At 53.8% G+C, this 17227-nt stretch carries 16 protein-coding genes and 1 other annotated feature; of the genes, 13 read left to right on the top strand and 3 right to left on the bottom strand.

Annotation, left to right across the window (positions count from 1 at the left end; genetic code table 11):
* Positions 1-93: 93 nt before the first annotated feature.
* Positions 94-849 carry a tRNA (guanosine(46)-N7)-methyltransferase TrmB gene (gene trmB / locus AB1S56_RS17945; protein ID WP_340868352.1) on the top strand — a complete coding sequence of 252 codons (756 nt, stop codon included), beginning with the start codon at positions 94-96 and terminating at the stop codon, positions 847-849.
* A 34-nt stretch (positions 850-883) separates the two neighbouring features.
* Here trmB and AB1S56_RS17940 read toward each other — a convergent pair whose 3' ends face one another.
* Positions 884-1462, bottom strand: a complete 579-nt coding sequence (locus tag AB1S56_RS17940; RefSeq protein WP_340868351.1) for a phosphatase PAP2 family protein — start codon at positions 1460-1462, stop codon at positions 884-886.
* A 217-nt stretch (positions 1463-1679) separates the two neighbouring features.
* Between AB1S56_RS17940 and AB1S56_RS17935 the strand changes: the two genes are divergently transcribed.
* The 5 genes from AB1S56_RS17935 to rplT all read left to right on the top strand — a co-directional run bounded on the left by AB1S56_RS17935 (position 1680) and on the right by rplT (position 5823).
* The gene (locus tag AB1S56_RS17935; protein WP_340868350.1) at positions 1680-2870 is read left to right on the top strand and encodes a glycosyltransferase family 1 protein; all 1191 of its coding nucleotides are present in this window, start codon (positions 1680-1682) and stop codon (positions 2868-2870) included.
* Positions 2871-3168: 298 nt separating this feature from the next.
* Positions 3169-4404, top strand: coding sequence for a glycosyltransferase family 2 protein (locus AB1S56_RS17930; protein ID WP_340868348.1), 1236 nt, complete (start codon positions 3169-3171; stop codon positions 4402-4404).
* 64 nt (positions 4405-4468) lie between these two features.
* Positions 4469-4632 (top strand) — a sequence feature (ribosomal protein L20 leader region).
* Between the two features lie 53 nt (positions 4633-4685).
* On the top strand, positions 4686-5183 hold the full coding sequence (gene infC, locus AB1S56_RS17925) for a translation initiation factor IF-3 (RefSeq protein WP_340868524.1): 498 nt from the start codon (positions 4686-4688) through the stop codon (positions 5181-5183).
* A gap of 33 nt (positions 5184-5216) precedes the next feature.
* Positions 5217-5417: a 50S ribosomal protein L35 gene (rpmI, locus tag AB1S56_RS17920; protein ID WP_068682086.1), complete on the top strand. Its 201-nt coding sequence runs from the start codon at positions 5217-5219 to the stop codon at positions 5415-5417.
* A 46-nt stretch (positions 5418-5463) separates the two neighbouring features.
* Positions 5464-5823 (top strand): 50S ribosomal protein L20, encoded by a 360-nt coding sequence (rplT, locus tag AB1S56_RS17915; RefSeq protein WP_120108152.1) that lies wholly within the window; start codon positions 5464-5466, stop codon positions 5821-5823.
* Positions 5824-5894: 71 nt separating this feature from the next.
* Here the strand turns inward: rplT and AB1S56_RS17910 are convergent, their stop codons facing one another.
* Positions 5895-6497, bottom strand: coding sequence for a GNAT family N-acetyltransferase (locus tag AB1S56_RS17910; protein ID WP_340868345.1), 603 nt, complete (start codon positions 6495-6497; stop codon positions 5895-5897).
* A 394-nt stretch (positions 6498-6891) separates the two neighbouring features.
* Here AB1S56_RS17910 and ilvB point away from each other — a divergent pair, with 394 nt between their 5' ends.
* The 4 genes from ilvB (at position 6892) to AB1S56_RS17890 (ending at position 11933) form a co-directional block, all read left to right on the top strand.
* On the top strand, positions 6892-8637 hold the full coding sequence (ilvB, locus tag AB1S56_RS17905; protein ID WP_340868343.1) for a biosynthetic-type acetolactate synthase large subunit: 1746 nt from the start codon (positions 6892-6894) through the stop codon (positions 8635-8637).
* A complete protein-coding gene (gene ilvN / locus AB1S56_RS17900) occupies positions 8634-9122 on the top strand; it encodes an acetolactate synthase small subunit (protein WP_340868342.1) in 489 nt (162 codons plus the stop codon). Before ilvB ends, ilvN begins: the two co-directional genes overlap by 4 nt.
* A gap of 134 nt (positions 9123-9256) precedes the next feature.
* Positions 9257-10249: a ketol-acid reductoisomerase gene (gene ilvC / locus AB1S56_RS17895; protein WP_340868341.1), complete on the top strand. Its 993-nt coding sequence runs from the start codon at positions 9257-9259 to the stop codon at positions 10247-10249.
* Positions 10250-10388: 139 nt separating this feature from the next.
* Positions 10389-11933: a 2-isopropylmalate synthase gene (locus tag AB1S56_RS17890; RefSeq protein WP_340868340.1), complete on the top strand. Its 1545-nt coding sequence runs from the start codon at positions 10389-10391 to the stop codon at positions 11931-11933.
* An 86-nt stretch (positions 11934-12019) separates the two neighbouring features.
* On the opposite strand, the gene AB1S56_RS17885 is transcribed toward AB1S56_RS17890, so the two are convergent.
* The gene (locus AB1S56_RS17885) at positions 12020-13111 is read right to left on the bottom strand and encodes an HD domain-containing phosphohydrolase (RefSeq protein WP_340868338.1); all 1092 of its coding nucleotides are present in this window, start codon (positions 13109-13111) and stop codon (positions 12020-12022) included.
* A gap of 254 nt (positions 13112-13365) precedes the next feature.
* Between AB1S56_RS17885 and AB1S56_RS17880 the strand changes: the two genes are divergently transcribed.
* The 3 genes from AB1S56_RS17880 to AB1S56_RS17870 all read left to right on the top strand — a co-directional run bounded on the left by AB1S56_RS17880 (position 13366) and on the right by AB1S56_RS17870 (position 17226).
* Positions 13366-15414, top strand: coding sequence for a LuxR C-terminal-related transcriptional regulator (locus tag AB1S56_RS17880; protein ID WP_340868336.1), 2049 nt, complete (start codon positions 13366-13368; stop codon positions 15412-15414).
* A gap of 103 nt (positions 15415-15517) precedes the next feature.
* Positions 15518-16597 carry a 3-isopropylmalate dehydrogenase gene (gene leuB / locus AB1S56_RS17875; RefSeq protein ID WP_340868335.1) on the top strand — a complete coding sequence of 360 codons (1080 nt, stop codon included), beginning with the start codon at positions 15518-15520 and terminating at the stop codon, positions 16595-16597.
* A gap of 212 nt (positions 16598-16809) precedes the next feature.
* Entirely contained in the window at positions 16810-17226 is a 417-nt protein-coding gene (locus AB1S56_RS17870) for a hypothetical protein (RefSeq protein WP_340868334.1), read from the top strand.
* Position 17227 lies beyond the last annotated feature (1 nt).

The following is a 17227-nucleotide window of genomic DNA, read 5'->3' as shown; positions in this document are numbered from 1 at the left end:
TGCGGTGAAGGTACCCCTTTACAATGATGGCGGAGTTGGGCACAATAAGGACTGACTATAATTTCGTGAATGATGACGAAGGAGAATTCGTATATGCGTTTGAGAGGCAGAAAAGGTATAAGGGAAAGCCTGGAGAGCCAGCCAGAGCTGGTTGTGCTGGACGCGGCGCCGCATCGAGGCAACTGGAAGGCGTTCTTCGGCAACGACAATCCGATTCACGTGGAGCTGGGGATGGGCAAAGGACGCTTCATCAGCCAAATGAGCGTTCGCAATCCCCATATTAACTTTATCGGTGTGGATATGTACGATGAGCTGCTCAGAAGGGCAAGCGAGAAGGCTCGCATCGCCTGGGAGGAGAAGGGCGAGAGCGAGCCCCCTAATCTGGCGCTGCTTCGTGCTAATATTGAAGGTATCGAAACGATGTTCGCGCCTGGTGAGCTAGAGCGAATCTATCTGAACTTCAGCGATCCGTGGCCGAAGAGCAAGCATGCTCGCCGGAGATTGACGCATGAACGGTTCGTAACCAAATATATCGATATTTTGAACGAGAAGGGCGAAATTCATTTCAAAACGGATTCACAGTCGCTATTCGAATTTTCCTTGAACAGCTTTGCCGATATGGAGCTTGTTATGCGCAATATCTCGCTGAACCTGCATAAGGATGGACCAAGGGAGGATCTGGTGTTCACGGAATATGAGACCAAGTTCGCGGAGAAGGGCCAGCCCATCCATCGCGTGGAGGTTGTGATTGGGGAAGAGGCGCTGAGACAGCACCGCGAGCGCAGACAAGAAAGCCTGCGCGCAGAGGCTGCCGCAGGCGTTGAGGTGGACGACGAGGGGGAGGAGTAGCGGCAACGCGCTCCTCCACTCTGTCTTCATCGTGTTATAGGAATGGGGATTGTTCAAGCCACAGAGCGTTGACGGCCAATGCGGTTCCGATGCCAATCATCGCTCCGGCGGCTACATCTGAAGGATAATGAAGGCCAAGATACATTCTCGACCACGCTACCGACAGCGCGACTAGCGCAGCGACGGGAGCAATAGCGATTGTCCATAGACCGCCTATAAGGAGCAGCGGCACGATCCACGCGAAGATTGCCGTCGTATGCCCTGAAGGGAAGGAAGAATCCGACAGCGGCTTCGGGCAAGTATTCACATCCGGCAGCGCCTGATAGGGACGAAGCCGCTTCAGCTTCCTCTTGACGATCGCGACGGGAATATGGCTAATGACAACCGCGGCCAAGCTTTGCCAGCCTGCGGTGCTCCAGGGCGCGGGGGCAAGCAAGGCGCAGAGCAGCGCTGTTGCCAGCGTAAACGTGGCGCCCCCCATATGCGTAACGGTGCTGAGCCACCGATCGAGCGCGATGAACAGCCTGTTGCCGGATGGCCGGCGATTCGCCCAAATGAGCATCCTCCGCTCTCTTAATCTCATCCATCCTATCCAACCGATCACTCTCTCCACTCGCGTTCATCCTCTCTGTCCTCAGCTGTTGTTTTGCATCTTCTAATCCCATTATAGCAGAGTAATATTGTCGGAACGTTAACGTCGTGCGAATTTCATATTAACGATACATTCATACCCTCTTAATCCGAAGAAAACATAACCATTCTACAATCTCAGAAAGAATACATGCTTTCGCTCGCCGGAGGCGGCGGGAGCAAGACGGAGGCGAGAAGAGATGAGAGTGGCTATATTTACGGACACATTTGTTCCGGACGTCAATGGGGTTGCCCGAACGCTGAAACGGTGGACGAACTACTTGGAGAAGCGTGGAATCGAGTGCCTGGTGTTCGCGCCGGAGCCGCCGGGTGCGGAGGATTCCCCCGCGCTGCCGAATTCCGTAGAACGATTCGCAAGCCTGCCCTTCTTCCTCTATCCGGAATGCCGGCTGGCCTTTCCAAGCCCCATTCATATTCGAAATTCAATCGCTGCCTTCAATCCTCATCTGATCCACGTAGCTACCCCATTCAACCTTGGCCTGAGCGGCATCCGCGCCGCACGGAAATTCAAAATACCGCTTATTGCTTCCTATCACACTAACTTCGATCAATATTTGCCGTTTTACAATTTGCAATGGATGGAAAAGCTGTTATGGAGATATATGGAGTGGTTCCATCGCGACTGCAGATCCATATTTGTTCCATCCGCAAGTACGCTGTCGGATTTGGCCCAGCGGGGCTGGGATGAACAAAAGCTGCACATATGGAGCAGGGGAGTGGACGCGAGCGTGTTCCATCCGCTGGTCGATCGCAGGGAGCATCTGCTGCGGGCCGGGATTGATCCGGCTTCCTTTCTCGTATTATTCGCCGGTCGTCTTGCGCCGGAGAAAAGCGTCGATACCGCTATCGAAGCCTTTGCTGCCTTTCAGCGGAATAGCTGCCCGGAGGCAAAGTTCGTTATTGCAGGGGACGGCCCTTCTGCCGAAGCGTTGCAGGCGATGTGCGCGCGTGAGGGAGTAGAAGCGCGGTTCATCGGCTTCCAGACGCCGCAGGAGCTGCAGCGCTGGTACGCCTCGGCTGACGTTATGCTGTTTCCGTCGCCAACGGAAACCTTCGGCAATGTGGTGCTGGAGGCTATGGCCTGCGGCACGCCTGTCATCGGCGCAGACGCAGGAGGCGTACAGGATACCATCCGGGAGGGCTTGACGGGCTTCAAGCGAACGCCCGGCGATACAGCCGCTTTCGCTTCCGCTCTGGATCTGATGTACAGAGATGGCGAATGGCGTCAGACCATGGGCCGGAATGCTCATGAATACGCCTTGTCCCGCTCCTGGGATGCCATCTTCGACAAGCTGCTGGATCAGTGCAGGTATATTGCCTTGGCATCAGGGCGCGAATATCCCCGATTGTCGGGGTGGCACATTAATTAAATTTAATAGTCCCCAGCAAAAGGAGGACATTTGTGCTAAAAAAGAAGAAATTGGTTGAGAATAAGAAGGAAGCAGAGCAAAGCGAGGGGAAGTGAGCTTTGTATTCCTATGCAAGCGTTTTTCTGACTGAATTGAGTCTAAATAAGCGGTATTCCCATTTTGACAAAAGAGGCAGGTTCAGTGGAAAATCAGTAAGTCAAATATTACATGCGTTGTTAAAGAAAAAAGTCTGCCATCAACCAAAAAAAGAGAACATGAGCAGACACACAAAATTAGGGGTTTTAGGGGGTAATGCCGAATGTTTTTTACCGTATTGTTTCTAGTTGTTCAGGTTGTGCTGGCATCTGTCGCGGTGTATCAGTTTTCGTTGTCTATGTTCGGTTTCCTGAAAAATAAGAGCAGAAAGCGGCATAAGCCAACCAAATCGTTCGCCGTGCTGGTCGCCGCGCACAACGAGGAGAAGGTTGTTGGGGCACTAATCGAAAATTTGAAAAAGCTTGATTATCCAAAAGAGCTGTATGATGTGTTTGTCATTTGCGACAATTGCACCGATGGCACCGCGGAAATCGCAAGAAGCATGGGCGTGCACGCCTGCGAGCGCCAGAACTATCACCTGCGCGGCAAAGGCTACGCGATCGAGTGGATGCTGAAGGAGCTGTGGGGCATGCCGCGGCAATACGACGCGGTGGTCATGTTCGATGCTGACAATCTGGTCAATCCGGATTTCCTGCAGCTGATGAACGATGATCTGTGCGAGGGCCACCAAGTGATTCAGGGCTACCTGGACACCAAAAATCCGAACGATTCCTGGATTACGGCCGCTTATGCCATCACGTATTGGTACTGTAACCGTCTGTGGCAGCTGTCCCGCACCAATCTGAAGATGAGCAACTTCCTGGGCGGCACCGGCATGTGCTTCGAGACCAATCTGCTGAAGGAAATGGGCTGGGGAGCGACGAGCCTGGTGGAGGACCTGGAGTTCTCCATGCGCTGCGTGAAGCGTGACGTCTATCCCGTTCTGAATTACGACGCCAAGGTGTATGACGAGAAGCCGGTATCCTTCCGCGCCTCCGCCAGACAGCGCCTTCGCTGGATGCAAGGTCACTTCAACGTAGCCCGCAATTACTTCTTCCCGCTGCTCTGGGCGAGCATCAAGGAGCGCAATATCGTGAAGTTCGACGCGGCGATCTATGCGGTAGGCGTATACAATACGCTGATCAGCCTCTTACTGACGGCTGTCCTGTGGGTTGACATGGCGCTGCCGGCACCGGACATCATTCACTCCGTCTACAGCTTCCTGCCATGGTGGCTGATTGGGATCGCGATAGCCGCTTCGGTGCTGCAGTTCCCTGCAGCTATGGCGCTGGAGAAGGTAAGGAACTGGAAGATGTACGCCCACCTGCTGACGCTGCCCCTGTTCCTCATATCCTGGCTGCCGATTACGTTCTATGCGTTCTTCACCCAGAACAACAAAACGTGGAGCCACACGCAGCATACAAGAGTCGTTCGGATCGAGGAAGTGCAGAGCAAATAACAGCTTGCTCCGCAGTTGACATGGTCTCAGTCGCTGTGCTATAGTAGCTTAGTAATGAACATATTCGCACAAGCAGAAGCGCCCGCTTCTCACCTTTCGGCTATGCTGACTGGTTCGCGGTAATCGAATGGTATGCAGCCGGCTTTATTGAAGTTGAAGCAGGCAGAGGCGATATCGAGATACGGTTATGAGATGCGGGTTCGAGCGAACCCGCATTTTTTTGTTTTGTGTAAGTTCGTAAACCATTATGGAGGTGGCACGTTATTAGCAGAGAACATCAAATTAACGATGAAATCCGGGCCAGGGAAGTTCGTTTGGTAGGCGCGGAAGGAGAGCAGATTGGCATTAAGCCGCTGCGCGAGGCGCTGCAGCTTGCAACTGAGGCTAACATGGATCTGGTGAACGTTGCTCCAACGGCCAAACCGCCGGTTTGCCGCATCATGGACTACGGCAAGTTCCGCTACGAGCAGCAGAAGAAAGAAAAGGAAGCGCGCAAGAACCAGAAGATCGTTGATCTGAAGGAAGTGTGGTTCCGCGCCAACATCGAGGAGCATGACTATCAGGTGAAATTCCGCAACGTCGTGAAATTCCTGAATGAAGGCGACAAAGTGAAAGCATCCGTTCGTTTCCGCGGCCGTGAGATCACTCACGCGGCGATCGGCCAACGGATTCTGGAACGTCTATCCAAAGAGGTTGCCGAAATATGCAATGTCGAACGCGCTCCCAAGCTGGAAGGCCGGAGCATGATTATGATTTTGGCACCGAAAACTAACAGCTAACAGCTGGAACACCATTAAGGAGGATAAACTGACATGCCTAAGATGAAAACGCACAGCAGTCTGAAGGACCGCTTCAAAATTACCGGTACGGGTAAAGTGAAACGCTACAAAGCTTACAGAAACCACTTGCTCTCGCACAAATCCGGCCGCCAAAAACGCGTACTCGCGGGTCAGCCGCTTATGGCAGCTGGCGACGTTCGCCGTTTGCAGCAAGGTCTTTCCAACCTGAAATAATAAGCATTGCATCCGATAAAATTCAACCTACAGGAGGTTTCCACTCATGGCAAGAGTTAAAGGCGGCTTTGTCCGCGCTCGTCGTCGTAAAAGAATTCTAAAGCTGGCTAAAGGTTATTTCGGTTCGAAACACCGTCTGTTTAAAACCGCGAAGGAGCAAGTAGGCAAGTCTCTGATGTACGCTTACCGCGACCGTCGCAACAAGAAACGCGACATTCGCAGACTGTGGATCGTTCGTATCAACGCGGCTGCTCGCGTAAACGGCCTGTCCTACAGCAAATTCATGCACGGTCTGAAGCTTGCGGGCGTTGAAGTAAACCGCAAGATGCTTGCTGACCTGGCTGTGAACGACATCGCTTCGTTCAACTCCCTGGCTGGCGTTGCCAAACAAAAAATTAACGCTTAATCGCGTTTTTAGAAGCCCTGTCTACAGCCGATTTATCGGTTGGAGACAGGGCTTCCGTTATGTTAACTTGCTTATTGGGAGCTGACGGTTAAGGGCGGCCAAGCCAGCGGTTTAACAAGCTCGTAGCATTGCAGCTCCGGCACGAATCGTATGGTGGAATAGCCTAATTTATTGTAGAAGCGGCGGCCCCAGACGTTAATCCGATCCACAAACAGCCGGGCGAACTGACAATGATTCGCCCTGCCGTAAGCCTCGGCGTACGCCATCAGGGTTTTCCCTAAGCTTTGTCCGCGATGCTGGGGATGGGTGACGAGCATATCGATATACAGCTGCTCGGCCAGTACGTAGAAGTGGACAAATGCGACGGGAGGTCCTTGCTTGGTTCGGATTGCGACATAAGTGATGCCGCTCCGGAACCGCTTGGGCAGCTCGCGAATCATATGGGCGTCCAGCTGCCTTGCCGTATGCGACAGAGGAATCAGCTCTGTCCGAATGAGCCGGACGAGCTCGTTGTCGTCGGAGTGCTTGCGTGCGCGAATCATGGCATTCACCCGTTTCTGCGCGCCGCTGGCGGCGGAGCGCTCTGCATGAGATTGCCCGGTATAGGCTACAATAGTATATGACGGTGCCCCTTTGGGGTGCAGATATTCCGTTGGAAGCCGGAAAGGCATCATTTATGGTTCTTGACGAACTGCCAGAATCGGCATATAATAATGAAAAGTCATATCAATCGGCAATGATGAGGACGAAGTGTTAAGGGCTCTTTTGTTCAGAGAGCGTGCGGATCAGCTGCAACCGACGCCAAAACCCCTTTTCTACGAGCTCACCTCGGAGCTATCCTCCTGAAAAGCAATATCCATTGCGTATTAGGGAGCATCGCAGGGCAAGCGTTAAAGTGCCATGGTTGAACGTCGGTATGTGCACAGCGTTCTAACCTATGGAGGTTGCATATCGGGAGATGTGCAGCGAATTTGGGTGGTACCACGGAAGCGTAACCTTTCGTCCCTATCAGCTTTTATGGCTGAGGGATGGAAGGTTTTTTTGTTTTTCTTGAGAGGAGGATTACTGATGGCAACGCAAAGCGCAACATTAAAGTCGAAAGAGGAACTCATCGAGAGGCTCTCGAAGCCTGAGGTCATATCGGGTTCGGAGATTTTGCTCCGCAGCCTGCTGCTGGAGGACGTGGATTGCGTATTCGGATATCCGGGCGGAGCAGTATTGTATATTTACGATGCCATGCACGGGAATCCAGACTTCAACCACTTGCTGACAAGGCATGAGCAAGGCGCGATTCATGCGGCCGACGGCTATGCGCGCGCCAGCGGCAAGGTAGGCGTATGCATCGCGACGTCGGGTCCGGGAGCAACCAACCTGGTGACAGGCATCGCCACAGCTTATATGGATTCCGTGCCGATGGTCGTCATTACAGGCAATGTCATGTCGACGCTGATCGGTACGGACGCCTTCCAGGAGGCCGATATTACCGGCATTACTATGCCGATTACGAAGCACAGCTATCTTGTGCGCCAGGTAGAGGATTTGCCGCGCATTATTCACGAAGCGTTCCATATCGCCAATACGGGCCGCAAGGGTCCCGTGCTCATCGACATCCCGAAGGATGTCTCGGCCGCGAAGACGCTGTTCAAGCCGGTGAAGGAAGTGAGCCTGAGAGGCTACAATCCGACCGTCAACCCGAACAAGCTGCAAGTGGACAAAATGATCAAGGCCATCGCGGAAGCGAAGCAGCCGCTTATCCTTGCAGGCGGAGGCGTTGTATATTCCGGCGCTCACGAGGAGCTCTTGGAGTTCGTAACGAAGACGCAAATCCCGATTACGACAACACTGCTGGGGCTTGGGGGCTTCCCGAGCGGCAACGATCTGTGGATCGGCATGCCGGGCATGCATGGCACGTACACCGCGAACATGTCCATCCAAACGGCGGATTTGCTCATTAATATTGGCGCCCGCTTCGATGACCGGGTGACGGGCAAGCTGTCCGGCTTCGCTCCTAACGCCAAGATTGTTCATATCGATATTGACCCAGCGGAAATCGGCAAAAACGTGCCGACGGACATTCCAATCGTCGGCGACGTGAAAACAGTGCTGACGCTGGCCAACAAGCTGGCTGTCCGGGCGGATCAAGCGGACGAGTGGAGAGCAAGCGTCCAACAGTCCAAGGCTCAATATCCGTTCAAGTATATCGACTCCGACGTTGAGCTGAAGCCGCAATGGGTCGTAGAGATGATTCACGAGACGACGGGCGGCGACGCCATTGTGACGACGGACGTTGGCCAGCATCAGATGTGGGCGGCGCAATATTATCCGTTCAACAAGCCGCGTTCATGGGTAACGTCCGGCGGCCTTGGCACGATGGGCTTCGGCTTCCCATCGGCAATCGGAGCGCAGATGGCCAATCCGGATCGCGTCGTTGTATCCATCAACGGAGACGGCGGCATGCAAATGTGCGCGCAGGAGCTTGCGATCTGCGCCATCAACAACATTCCGGTAAAGGTTGTCATTCTGAACAACCAGGTGCTTGGCATGGTTAGACAATGGCAGGAGCTGATTCACGAGAACCGGTTCAGCCACATCGACCTTGCGGGCAGCCCGGACTTCGTCAAGCTGGCGGAGGCGTACGGCGTAAAAGGCTTCCGCGCTTCCAACAAAGAAGAAGCACGCACCGCATGGGAAGAAGCGCTCCGCCATCCTGGTCCGGCCGTCGTCGAGTTTGTCGTGCGCCGTGACGAGAACGTGTATCCGATGGTGGCGCAGGGCCGCACCATCGATCAAATGATCATGGGGGATGCGGAATGAAGAAGCATACAATCGCAGTTATTGTGAATGACCAGCCCGGCGTTCTGCAGCGCGTATCCGGCTTGTTCGGACGCCGCGGCTTCAATATCGAGAGCATAACCGTAGGCACGAGCGAGGAGCAAGGCCTCTCGCGTATGGTCATCGTCACGACAGGCGATGACCATACGCTGGAGCAGATTACGAAGCAGCTGTACAAGCTGATCGATGTAATCAAGGTTGTCGACCTGAGCGCTAATGCGATGGTGGCAAGGGAGCTCGCGCTGATCAAGGTGCATGCGGAGCCGGCATCCCGTCCGGAAATTCTGGGCGTCGTGGAGACCTTCCGCGCGGCTGTTGTCGACATCGGCACACAGTCGCTGATGGTGCAGGTAGTAGGAGACACAGAAAAGATCGACGCGATGATCGAGCTTCTGAAGCCTTATGGCATCCGTGAGCTTTCGCGCACTGGTGTTACCGCGCTTAACCGCGGTAACGTGAAGCAATAATAGCAGAGATTTCACAACAGGTTTCAAATCCCGCTTTGAGCGGGAGTTTAAGAGGGGAAGAACTTGGCCGATACCGCCGGCTCTCCGCTTAAACACCCGCTCAAAAGGGTTAAATAAAAGGAGGCAATTATCTCATGGCAGTTACATTGTATTACGAAAAAGACGCCGACCAAGGCGTTCTGGCAGGCAAAACAATCGCAGTTATCGGTTACGGCAGCCAAGGTCACGCGCAAGCGCAAAACCTTCGCGACAGTGGCCTGAAGGTTATTATCGGTCTTCGTCCGGGCAAATCCGCTGACGTTGCCAAGAAGGACGGTTTCGAAGTATTGACGGTTGCGGAAGCGACGAAGCTGGCTGACGTTGTTCAGATCCTGCTTCCGGACGAGACGCAAGCTCAGGTATACCATGATGAAATCGAACCGAACCTGAAGCAAGGCGCGGCGATCATGTTCTCCCATGGCTTCAACGTACATTTCGGTCAAATCGTGCCAAGCGCGGACAAGGACGTATTCCTGGTCGCTCCGAAATCGCCGGGCCACATGGTTCGTCGTACGTACCAAGAAGGCTTCGGCGTTCCTGGCCTGATCGCGATCCATCAGGACGCAACTGGCAATGCTAAGGCAATCGGCCTTGCTTACGCCAAAGGTATCGGCTGCACGCGTGCAGGCGTTATCGAAACAACGTTCAAAGAAGAGACGGAAACAGACCTGTTCGGCGAGCAAGCCGTATTGTGCGGCGGCGCTTCCGCTCTTGTGAAAGCGGGCTTCGAGACGCTGGTTGAAGCGGGCTACGCTCCAGAGATGGCTTACTTCGAGTGCTTGCACGAGCTGAAGCTGATCGTTGACCTGATGTACGAAGGCGGTCTGGCTACTATGCGCGACTCCATCTCCAACACAGCGGAGTACGGCGACTATGTAACAGGTCCTCGTATCGTAACTGAAGAGACCAAAAAGGAAATGAAACGCGTTCTTGAAGACATCCAATCCGGACGTTTCGCGCGCGACTTCATCCTGGAGAACAAATCCGGCCGCGCTATGCTGACGGCTACACGCCGCAACGAGGCTGCCCATCCGATCGAGGAAACAGGCAAACAGCTTCGCGAGCTGATGCACTGGATCAAGAAGTAATAACGGTCCCCCGTTAAAATAAGTCAGAAGGATCAACCAATCCCGGTCCACCGGAGCGCATGCCGGCAAGTGAAATCCGTCGGCATGCAAAGCTCCGCGCGGTATCGGGATGATTCTGTTCAGGGAGGTATAGAGCAACATGCGGAAAATTTATATTTTCGATACGACGCTTCGTGACGGCGAGCAATCGCCGGGCGTGAACCTGAATACGAAGGAGAAGGTCGAGATAGCGCTTCAGCTCGAGAAGCTGGGCGTTGACCGTATCGAAGCGGGTTTTCCTGCCGCTTCGCCTGGCGACCTCGCGGCGGTGAACGCCGTTGCCCGCGCGGTGAAGAACGCGACGATTATCGGTCTGTCCCGTTCTCGCGAGCAGGATATAGACGCCGTTCGCGAAGCGCTGAAGGGCGCGCAGGATCCCTGTATCCACCTCTTCCTTGCAACAAGCCCAATTCACCGCAAGCACAAGCTGCGGATGGAGAAGGAGCAGGTGCTGGAGGCGGCGGACCGCGCGATCCGATATGCCAAGCAGTACTTCGACAAGATCGAGTTTTCTCCGGAGGACGCGGGCCGTACAGAGCTGGACTTCCTCTGCCAGGTGACGGATATGGCGATCAAGGCTGGCGCTACCGTTGTCAACATTCCCGATACGGTGGGCTACATGAATCCTCAGGAGTTCGGCAATATCTTCAAGACGCTGAAGGAAAACGTGCCGAACATCGAAAAAATCCAGCTCAGCGCGCACTGCCATGACGATCTTGGCATGGCAACGGCTAACGCGCTGGCTGCAATCCTAAATGGGGCGGACCAGGTCGAGGGCACCATCAACGGCATCGGCGAGCGCGCGGGCAATACCGCGATCGAAGAGGTGGCGATGGCGCTTGCGACACGTCCAGACTTCTTCGGCGCGCAGACGACGCTGAACCTGAAGGAAATCGCAAAGACGAGCCGACTTGTCAGCAAGCTGACGGGTATGGTTGTTCCAGGCAACAAAGCGATTGTCGGCGCCAATGCCTTCGCTCACGAGTCCGGCATTCACCAGGATGGCATGCTGAAGGAGAAAACGACGTACGAGATTATTTCTCCGGATACGATTGGTCTCAAGGAATCCAAGCTGGTGCTGGGCAAGCATTCCGGCCGCCACGCCTTCCGCGAGAAGCTGATTGACCTCGGCTATGAGCTGGAGGAGGAAGCGGTGAACGCGGCTTTCGCCAAGTTCAAGGATTTAGCCGATCGCAAGAAAGCAGTGAATGACGAGGATATTCGCGCATTGCTGGAGGAGAAGCTGATCGATACGCCGGAGGTGTTCACGCTGGAGACGATTCAGGTGAGCTATGGCAATCAATCGACGCCGAACGCGACGGTTCGCGTACGCACGGCGGAGGGAGAGACGCGTGAAGAGACGGCAGAGGGCAATGGATCCGTGGACGCCATCTACAATGCGATTGATCTCGCTACAAAAGAAACGGTAGAGCTTGAGGATTATTCCATCAAGTCCGTCTCCCAGGGCAAGGACGCTCTTGGCGAGGTACATGTCGTCCTGAAGCAGGATGAGGTGTCGGCCCAAGGCCGCGGCCTGAGCACGGACATTCTGGAAGCGAGCGCACGGGCGTATATCGACGCGGTGAACCGTCTGATCGACAAACGCAAATCGCCAGGCCGCCGGGATAAGATGAGCCTGATCTAGAAGCATCATATCGCTGGCTATACAAATAGCGGTGCAAGGAAGTTTTCCTTGCACCGCTATTTTTGCATATTGCGAAAGCTGAACGCTCAGATCGCTGCATGCATGACCGTAATCGTGCTGCTGGTGGCTAAATCGAGCTCATAGGGCGCGGACACGTCTGCGCCGTTCGCTTCCTTAATGATTTGAACAACGGGTCTATGCACAATGGAGGAGCTGTAGCATTTGACAATTCCCGTCTGACCGTTGCTTAGCGTCAAAATACTGGATACAGGGAACGCCTTCATTCGCTTCAGGAAGACTTGCACGAGCTGGGCATCGAAATAATAGTTGCCTGAGGCAAAAAGCATCTCAACTGCTTCGTCTGCCCGATAGGAAGGGGTGGTGCGGCTGGGGGAAACAAGCGTATTATAGCTGTCGGCTATCGCGACCATTCTGGCAAGCTCCGGAATAGCGCTTCCTTGTCTGGCAAGGGGATAGCCCGATCCATCAAAGCGCTCATGATGGGCAAGCGCTACATGCGGGGCTGATGCTGGTATACCTTCGATGCTGCTTAGAATGTTGTACCCGGCAACCGTATGCCGATGAAACTGCTCTTTATGCTCGGCGCTTACCTGACCGCTGCTCCTCGTTAGTGCTCCTGGCATACATAACATGCCAATATCCGATAGCAGCGAGCCTAGAACAAGCTCCGCCATCCTCGAGCCATCGAAGTCGCATTCTTCTCCAATGATGGAGGAGAAGATAGAGACTTGGGTGGAGTGCTCAAACAAATGAGAGTCGAATTGATACAGCCTGCCCAGTAAAGTCGCAACTGCGGGATGCTCCAGTATGTCAGACACATGCTTCCTATACCTGCGAATGAACTGCTTGCAGGCAGCGTCCTCCGCTCCGAAGACTCGGGTTTTGTTCTTATCGACTCTTCTCATTATTTCGTTATATAGGAACGGCTTCTGGAATATACTCCCCTCATTCGGCAGAGGCTTCCAATCCTTGGCAAGCCTTCTTTCAGAGGGAGCCTTCATCACGTAAACACTGGCAATACCAAGCTCATGCAGCCGCTGGATATAACGGGAGTTCAACTGGGAGCCCTTCTCCAGAATAGTCATGCCGCTCCGATTGATGATGGGCTGAGCGAGAATATCTCCTTCCGCCAGCTCTCTAATTGTACATTCAAACATGCTCATAACTCCTTTCTTGCTCATGTTCGCATTCCTTTAATGGTTAATTCCATTTTACGGCTTTAGAGGCTTTTGGCCTATTATCACTATGGCTACATCTGAGTGAAGAGGAGGTATCCTTTGGTATACCTTTTAACAAAAAAATCATGCCTCAAGGCCCGTATTCATGTAAAATAGAGCTATTATGACCCAAAATGCAAAGCAGGTGTCGATATATGCCGGAAAGCAGCTGGATGGGAGAAGAGGATGCGTACATGGTTGGACGAGCTCGAGAGAAGGCCCTCTTTCTTGAGCTGCTGGAACAATCCCCATCCTCGCCCAAGCTAATCAATATGTATGGAATAGCAGGCATCGGGAAAACGGCATTGCTGGATTTCTATCGTGACTCTGCAGTTAACGCAGGCGCAATCGTTATTCATCTCGATGGGGAGAGAGTGCAGCCAACGCCACGGGGCTTGTGCGACCAGATCTATAGAGAATTGAAGCTGCCCTTGTACGCTGGAGCGGACGAAGAGGAGATGCTGGAGGGTTGCCTCGCAGCGCTTCGAGATGCCGCAATGGCGAAGAGGCTGGTCATCCTGATTGATGCCTATGAGCGGCTGGATATTATGGATTCATGGCTTAGGGACAGCCTCCTCAAGGGACTGCTGCTCTCAAGCTTCCTGCTCGTTATTGCGGGGCGCACATCGTTGTCCGAGAGATGGCTTCTATCCCCTCTATGGCGGCAAATGCTTGTCCGAATGCCCCTTCAGGAGCTGGATAGAAACGAGGTGGGCTTATACGCTAGAAGCAATGGCATTGCTGATTCAGAGATGATTCAGCGTCTATATACGTTCTCCAAAGGACACCCCATGATGTTGTCTCTTGCAACCTTTATTGCTCAGCAAGGGCTTCCGGAGGGGGAAGGCTTCCGAGATGACGACAGTGTTCCCTATTTGGTGGAGCAATGGATGAGGGAGGTGCCGGATGAGGCTATGCGCGCTTTGATTGAGGCAGCGGCTATTCTTCGGCATTTCAATCAAGACAGCTTAAGCCGCGTGCTTGGCTTCGATGTAACCGGCTCCGAATTCCATAGATTAATAAAGTATTCCTTCGTAAGAAGAGTGGATGATGGATATACGGTGTACTTCCTTATGAGAGAAGCGGTCTGCAGGGATTTGCTGCTGCGTGCTCCGCAGCGGTATGCCAGGCTGAGGGAAAGCGGGCTTCGTCTGTATTATCAGCGGCTGCTGGCGTGTCAGCCTATTGCTGCCAGCTCGAGAGAAGCTATTGAGCTCATGTATTATATGGGGGATGCGCTGGTCCGGGCCTTTATGGAAGCCTTTGACCTGGTCCCTCGCCATTACAGCAAGGTCGGACACGAGGCGCTTTCGGAGCTGGAGGGGTATGTGATACGACGGCGCGAGGAAGCGCAGGAGCAGGTTATGCTGCTTCATGATCCCCATTCCGGCACGACCTTTGATTTCAGTCTGACACCGGAGCAAGGCTGCTTGACGCTGGTTAAGCTTGATTTCGAAGCGCTGCTGGACCTGGATTGTGAAGCCGTTCGCGTGATGAGGAATGAAGAGGGACGAATCATCGGCCTGGCTGTTGTCATTCCCATCCATGAGGGGACCCTTCCTTATTTGCTTCAGGCCCACCGCTCCAAAGCCTACTTCGGCTCGTTGACAGCGGAAGAGCTTGAGAAGCTTGCTGTACCCGCGTCCCAGCGTGCCGGCTGGTTCATCGAAACCATCGATGCGGAGCAATTCTCGGACGCCTCGCAGCAGACGGCAATTGGCCATCTGCTGCATGCGTTGATCTTCAGCGGTGAGCTGATTATCGAATCGCCGGTACCGCTTCCGTATTTTATTGATACGCACAGGAGTCTTGGCTTCGAGACCGCTCCCCAAGTCACTCACTATGAATATGACGGCGTTACGCCAGCCTCCACCTTCGTGCTTGATCTTCGGGGGGAGAAGCTCTTGGCCTACATCCATCGCATGATGCGACAGACGGGCTATGCCGATCTGCTTCGTGAGCTTCAAGAGGAGAATGAGGAGAGCCATGCCAGGGATGAAGGGCGTGCCGCTGCTGGACCTGCAGGTGATCCCATTATGGCCAGAGGGGATATTACCGACCGCGAGAAGGAGGTGGCCAAGCTGCTGGAGCAGGGTCTTACCAATATGGAGATCGCGGCCAAGCTGTTCATCAGCGAAGCAACGGTCAAAAAACATATGAAGTCCATGCTCGTTAAGCTGGGAGCTGCCAATCGGACGCAATTGCTCATCAAGCTGCTGGAGGGCAAGAAGAGGGCTCTATAGGCAGCAGTTATAAAGCTCATAGATTTTATATCTTTGTATTCGTCCCCTATTTGTGCTTAAATGATAAAAGACTGAGAATGACATAGAGGAGAGTTGAAATAAGATGGCAGATGTGAAAAAAATCGCCGTGCTTGGCGGCGACGGGATCGGCCCTGAGGTTGTAGGAGAAGCGCTCAAGGTTCTGAAAAAAACCGAGGAGCTGTTCGGATATCAATTCGAGACGGAGCATGGATTATTCGGAGGCATTGCAATTGACGAGAAAGGCACGCCGCTTCCGCAAGAAACGCTGGAGCTGTGCAAATCCGCAGACGCGGTTCTGCTGGGCGCCGTAGGCGGTCCGAAGTGGGACAACAACTCCAAGGAGCTTCGTCCGGAGACTGGGCTGCTGGGTATTCGCAAAGCGCTGGGGCTGTTCTCCAACATTCGTCCAGCTAACGTATTCGATTGCCTGAAGGAAGCGTCGACGCTCAAGCCTGAAGTATTGGAAGGCACGGATCTTATCGTTGTCCGCGAGCTGACGGGCGGCATCTACTTCGGCGAGAAATTCCGCCGCGAAGGCGCGAACGGCGAAGAAGCCGTCGACACTTGCGTATACAACGTGCAAGAGGTTGAGCGTATCGTGCGCCAAGCGTTCGATATCGCGATGACGCGCAGCAAGCGCCTTGCTTCCGTGGACAAGGCAAACGTGCTGGAAACCTCCCGTCTGTGGCGCGAGGTTGTGAACCGGATCGCTGTGGAATATCCGGAAGTTGAGCTTGAGCACGTGCTTGTAGACAACTGCGCGATGCAATTGCTGCGCCGTCCTTCCAGCTTCGACGTTATCGTGACGGAGAACATGTTCGGCGACATTCTGAGCGACGAAGCAGCTATGCTGACAGGCTCTATCGGCATGTTGTCCTCCGCTTCCCTGGGCGAAGGCAGCTTCGGCCTCTACGAGCCGGTGCACGGCTCGGCGCCTGATATCGCGGGTCAAGGCATCTCGAACCCGATTGCTACGATCCTGTCCGTTGCGCTTATGTTCCGCTTGACGTTCGGCTATCATGATGCGGCCAAATCCATTGAGGACGCTGTGAAGAACGTGCTGGATGCAGGTCACCGTACAGGCGATATCGCGGTAGACAAGAGCAAAGCGATCGGCACAACCGCTATGGGCGATCTGATTGTCGCTGCAATGGTGAAATAGCAATTACAATAGTGAATAGGCATGCCCGCTCCCTATATGGCGGACATGCCTATTTTTTTGCTTGCTTCTGTCAACATGAGGAAACGCATAATTGAGCATACAAGGCAGGAATTTCAGACCAAGGGACCGAATACATAATATCTGAGACCGTCTGCGTCTTAAGGGCTTCATTAAACCGGAGGCTTTGCCGCCTGTCCAAGGAGCGTGTCGAGATGAGCTTTTGCTGCGGAGCCAGCATGATCGGTACCAAAGGAACATTAAAATATTATCGCACTCATATTCACAATGTTCCGATAACCTTCTGTCCGGTGTGTCATCGCGTGGATGTACATTATCTAGCTCAGCAGGAATATGAGATTCTCGCCGAATACGCGCACGGCGACGGAGCGGCTGAGGTCGATTACGAGGATTATGTGGACCAAGACGAGCTGGAGCTGCTGGAGAATTGCGTCAATCACGAGGACGAGGAGCCCATTGAAGTTGTGCGCAGCCAGATTGACATTTCGCTGGATCTGCTCAGCTTCGCGCAAAGCATTGGCGATGCGGATTGGCAAGTGATGCTCAAGAAACGGCTGATCGCCTTGAACAGCCGCCGCAACAAGCTGTTCATGCGCCGGTCATCGGTCTAAG

This window comes from Paenibacillus sp. PL2-23 (assembly GCF_040834005.1).
Classification (GTDB): Bacteria; Bacillota; Bacilli; order Paenibacillales; family Paenibacillaceae; genus Pristimantibacillus.
Note: the sequence above shows the minus strand (reverse complement) of the source record. Positions and strands in the feature narration are given on the sequence as shown.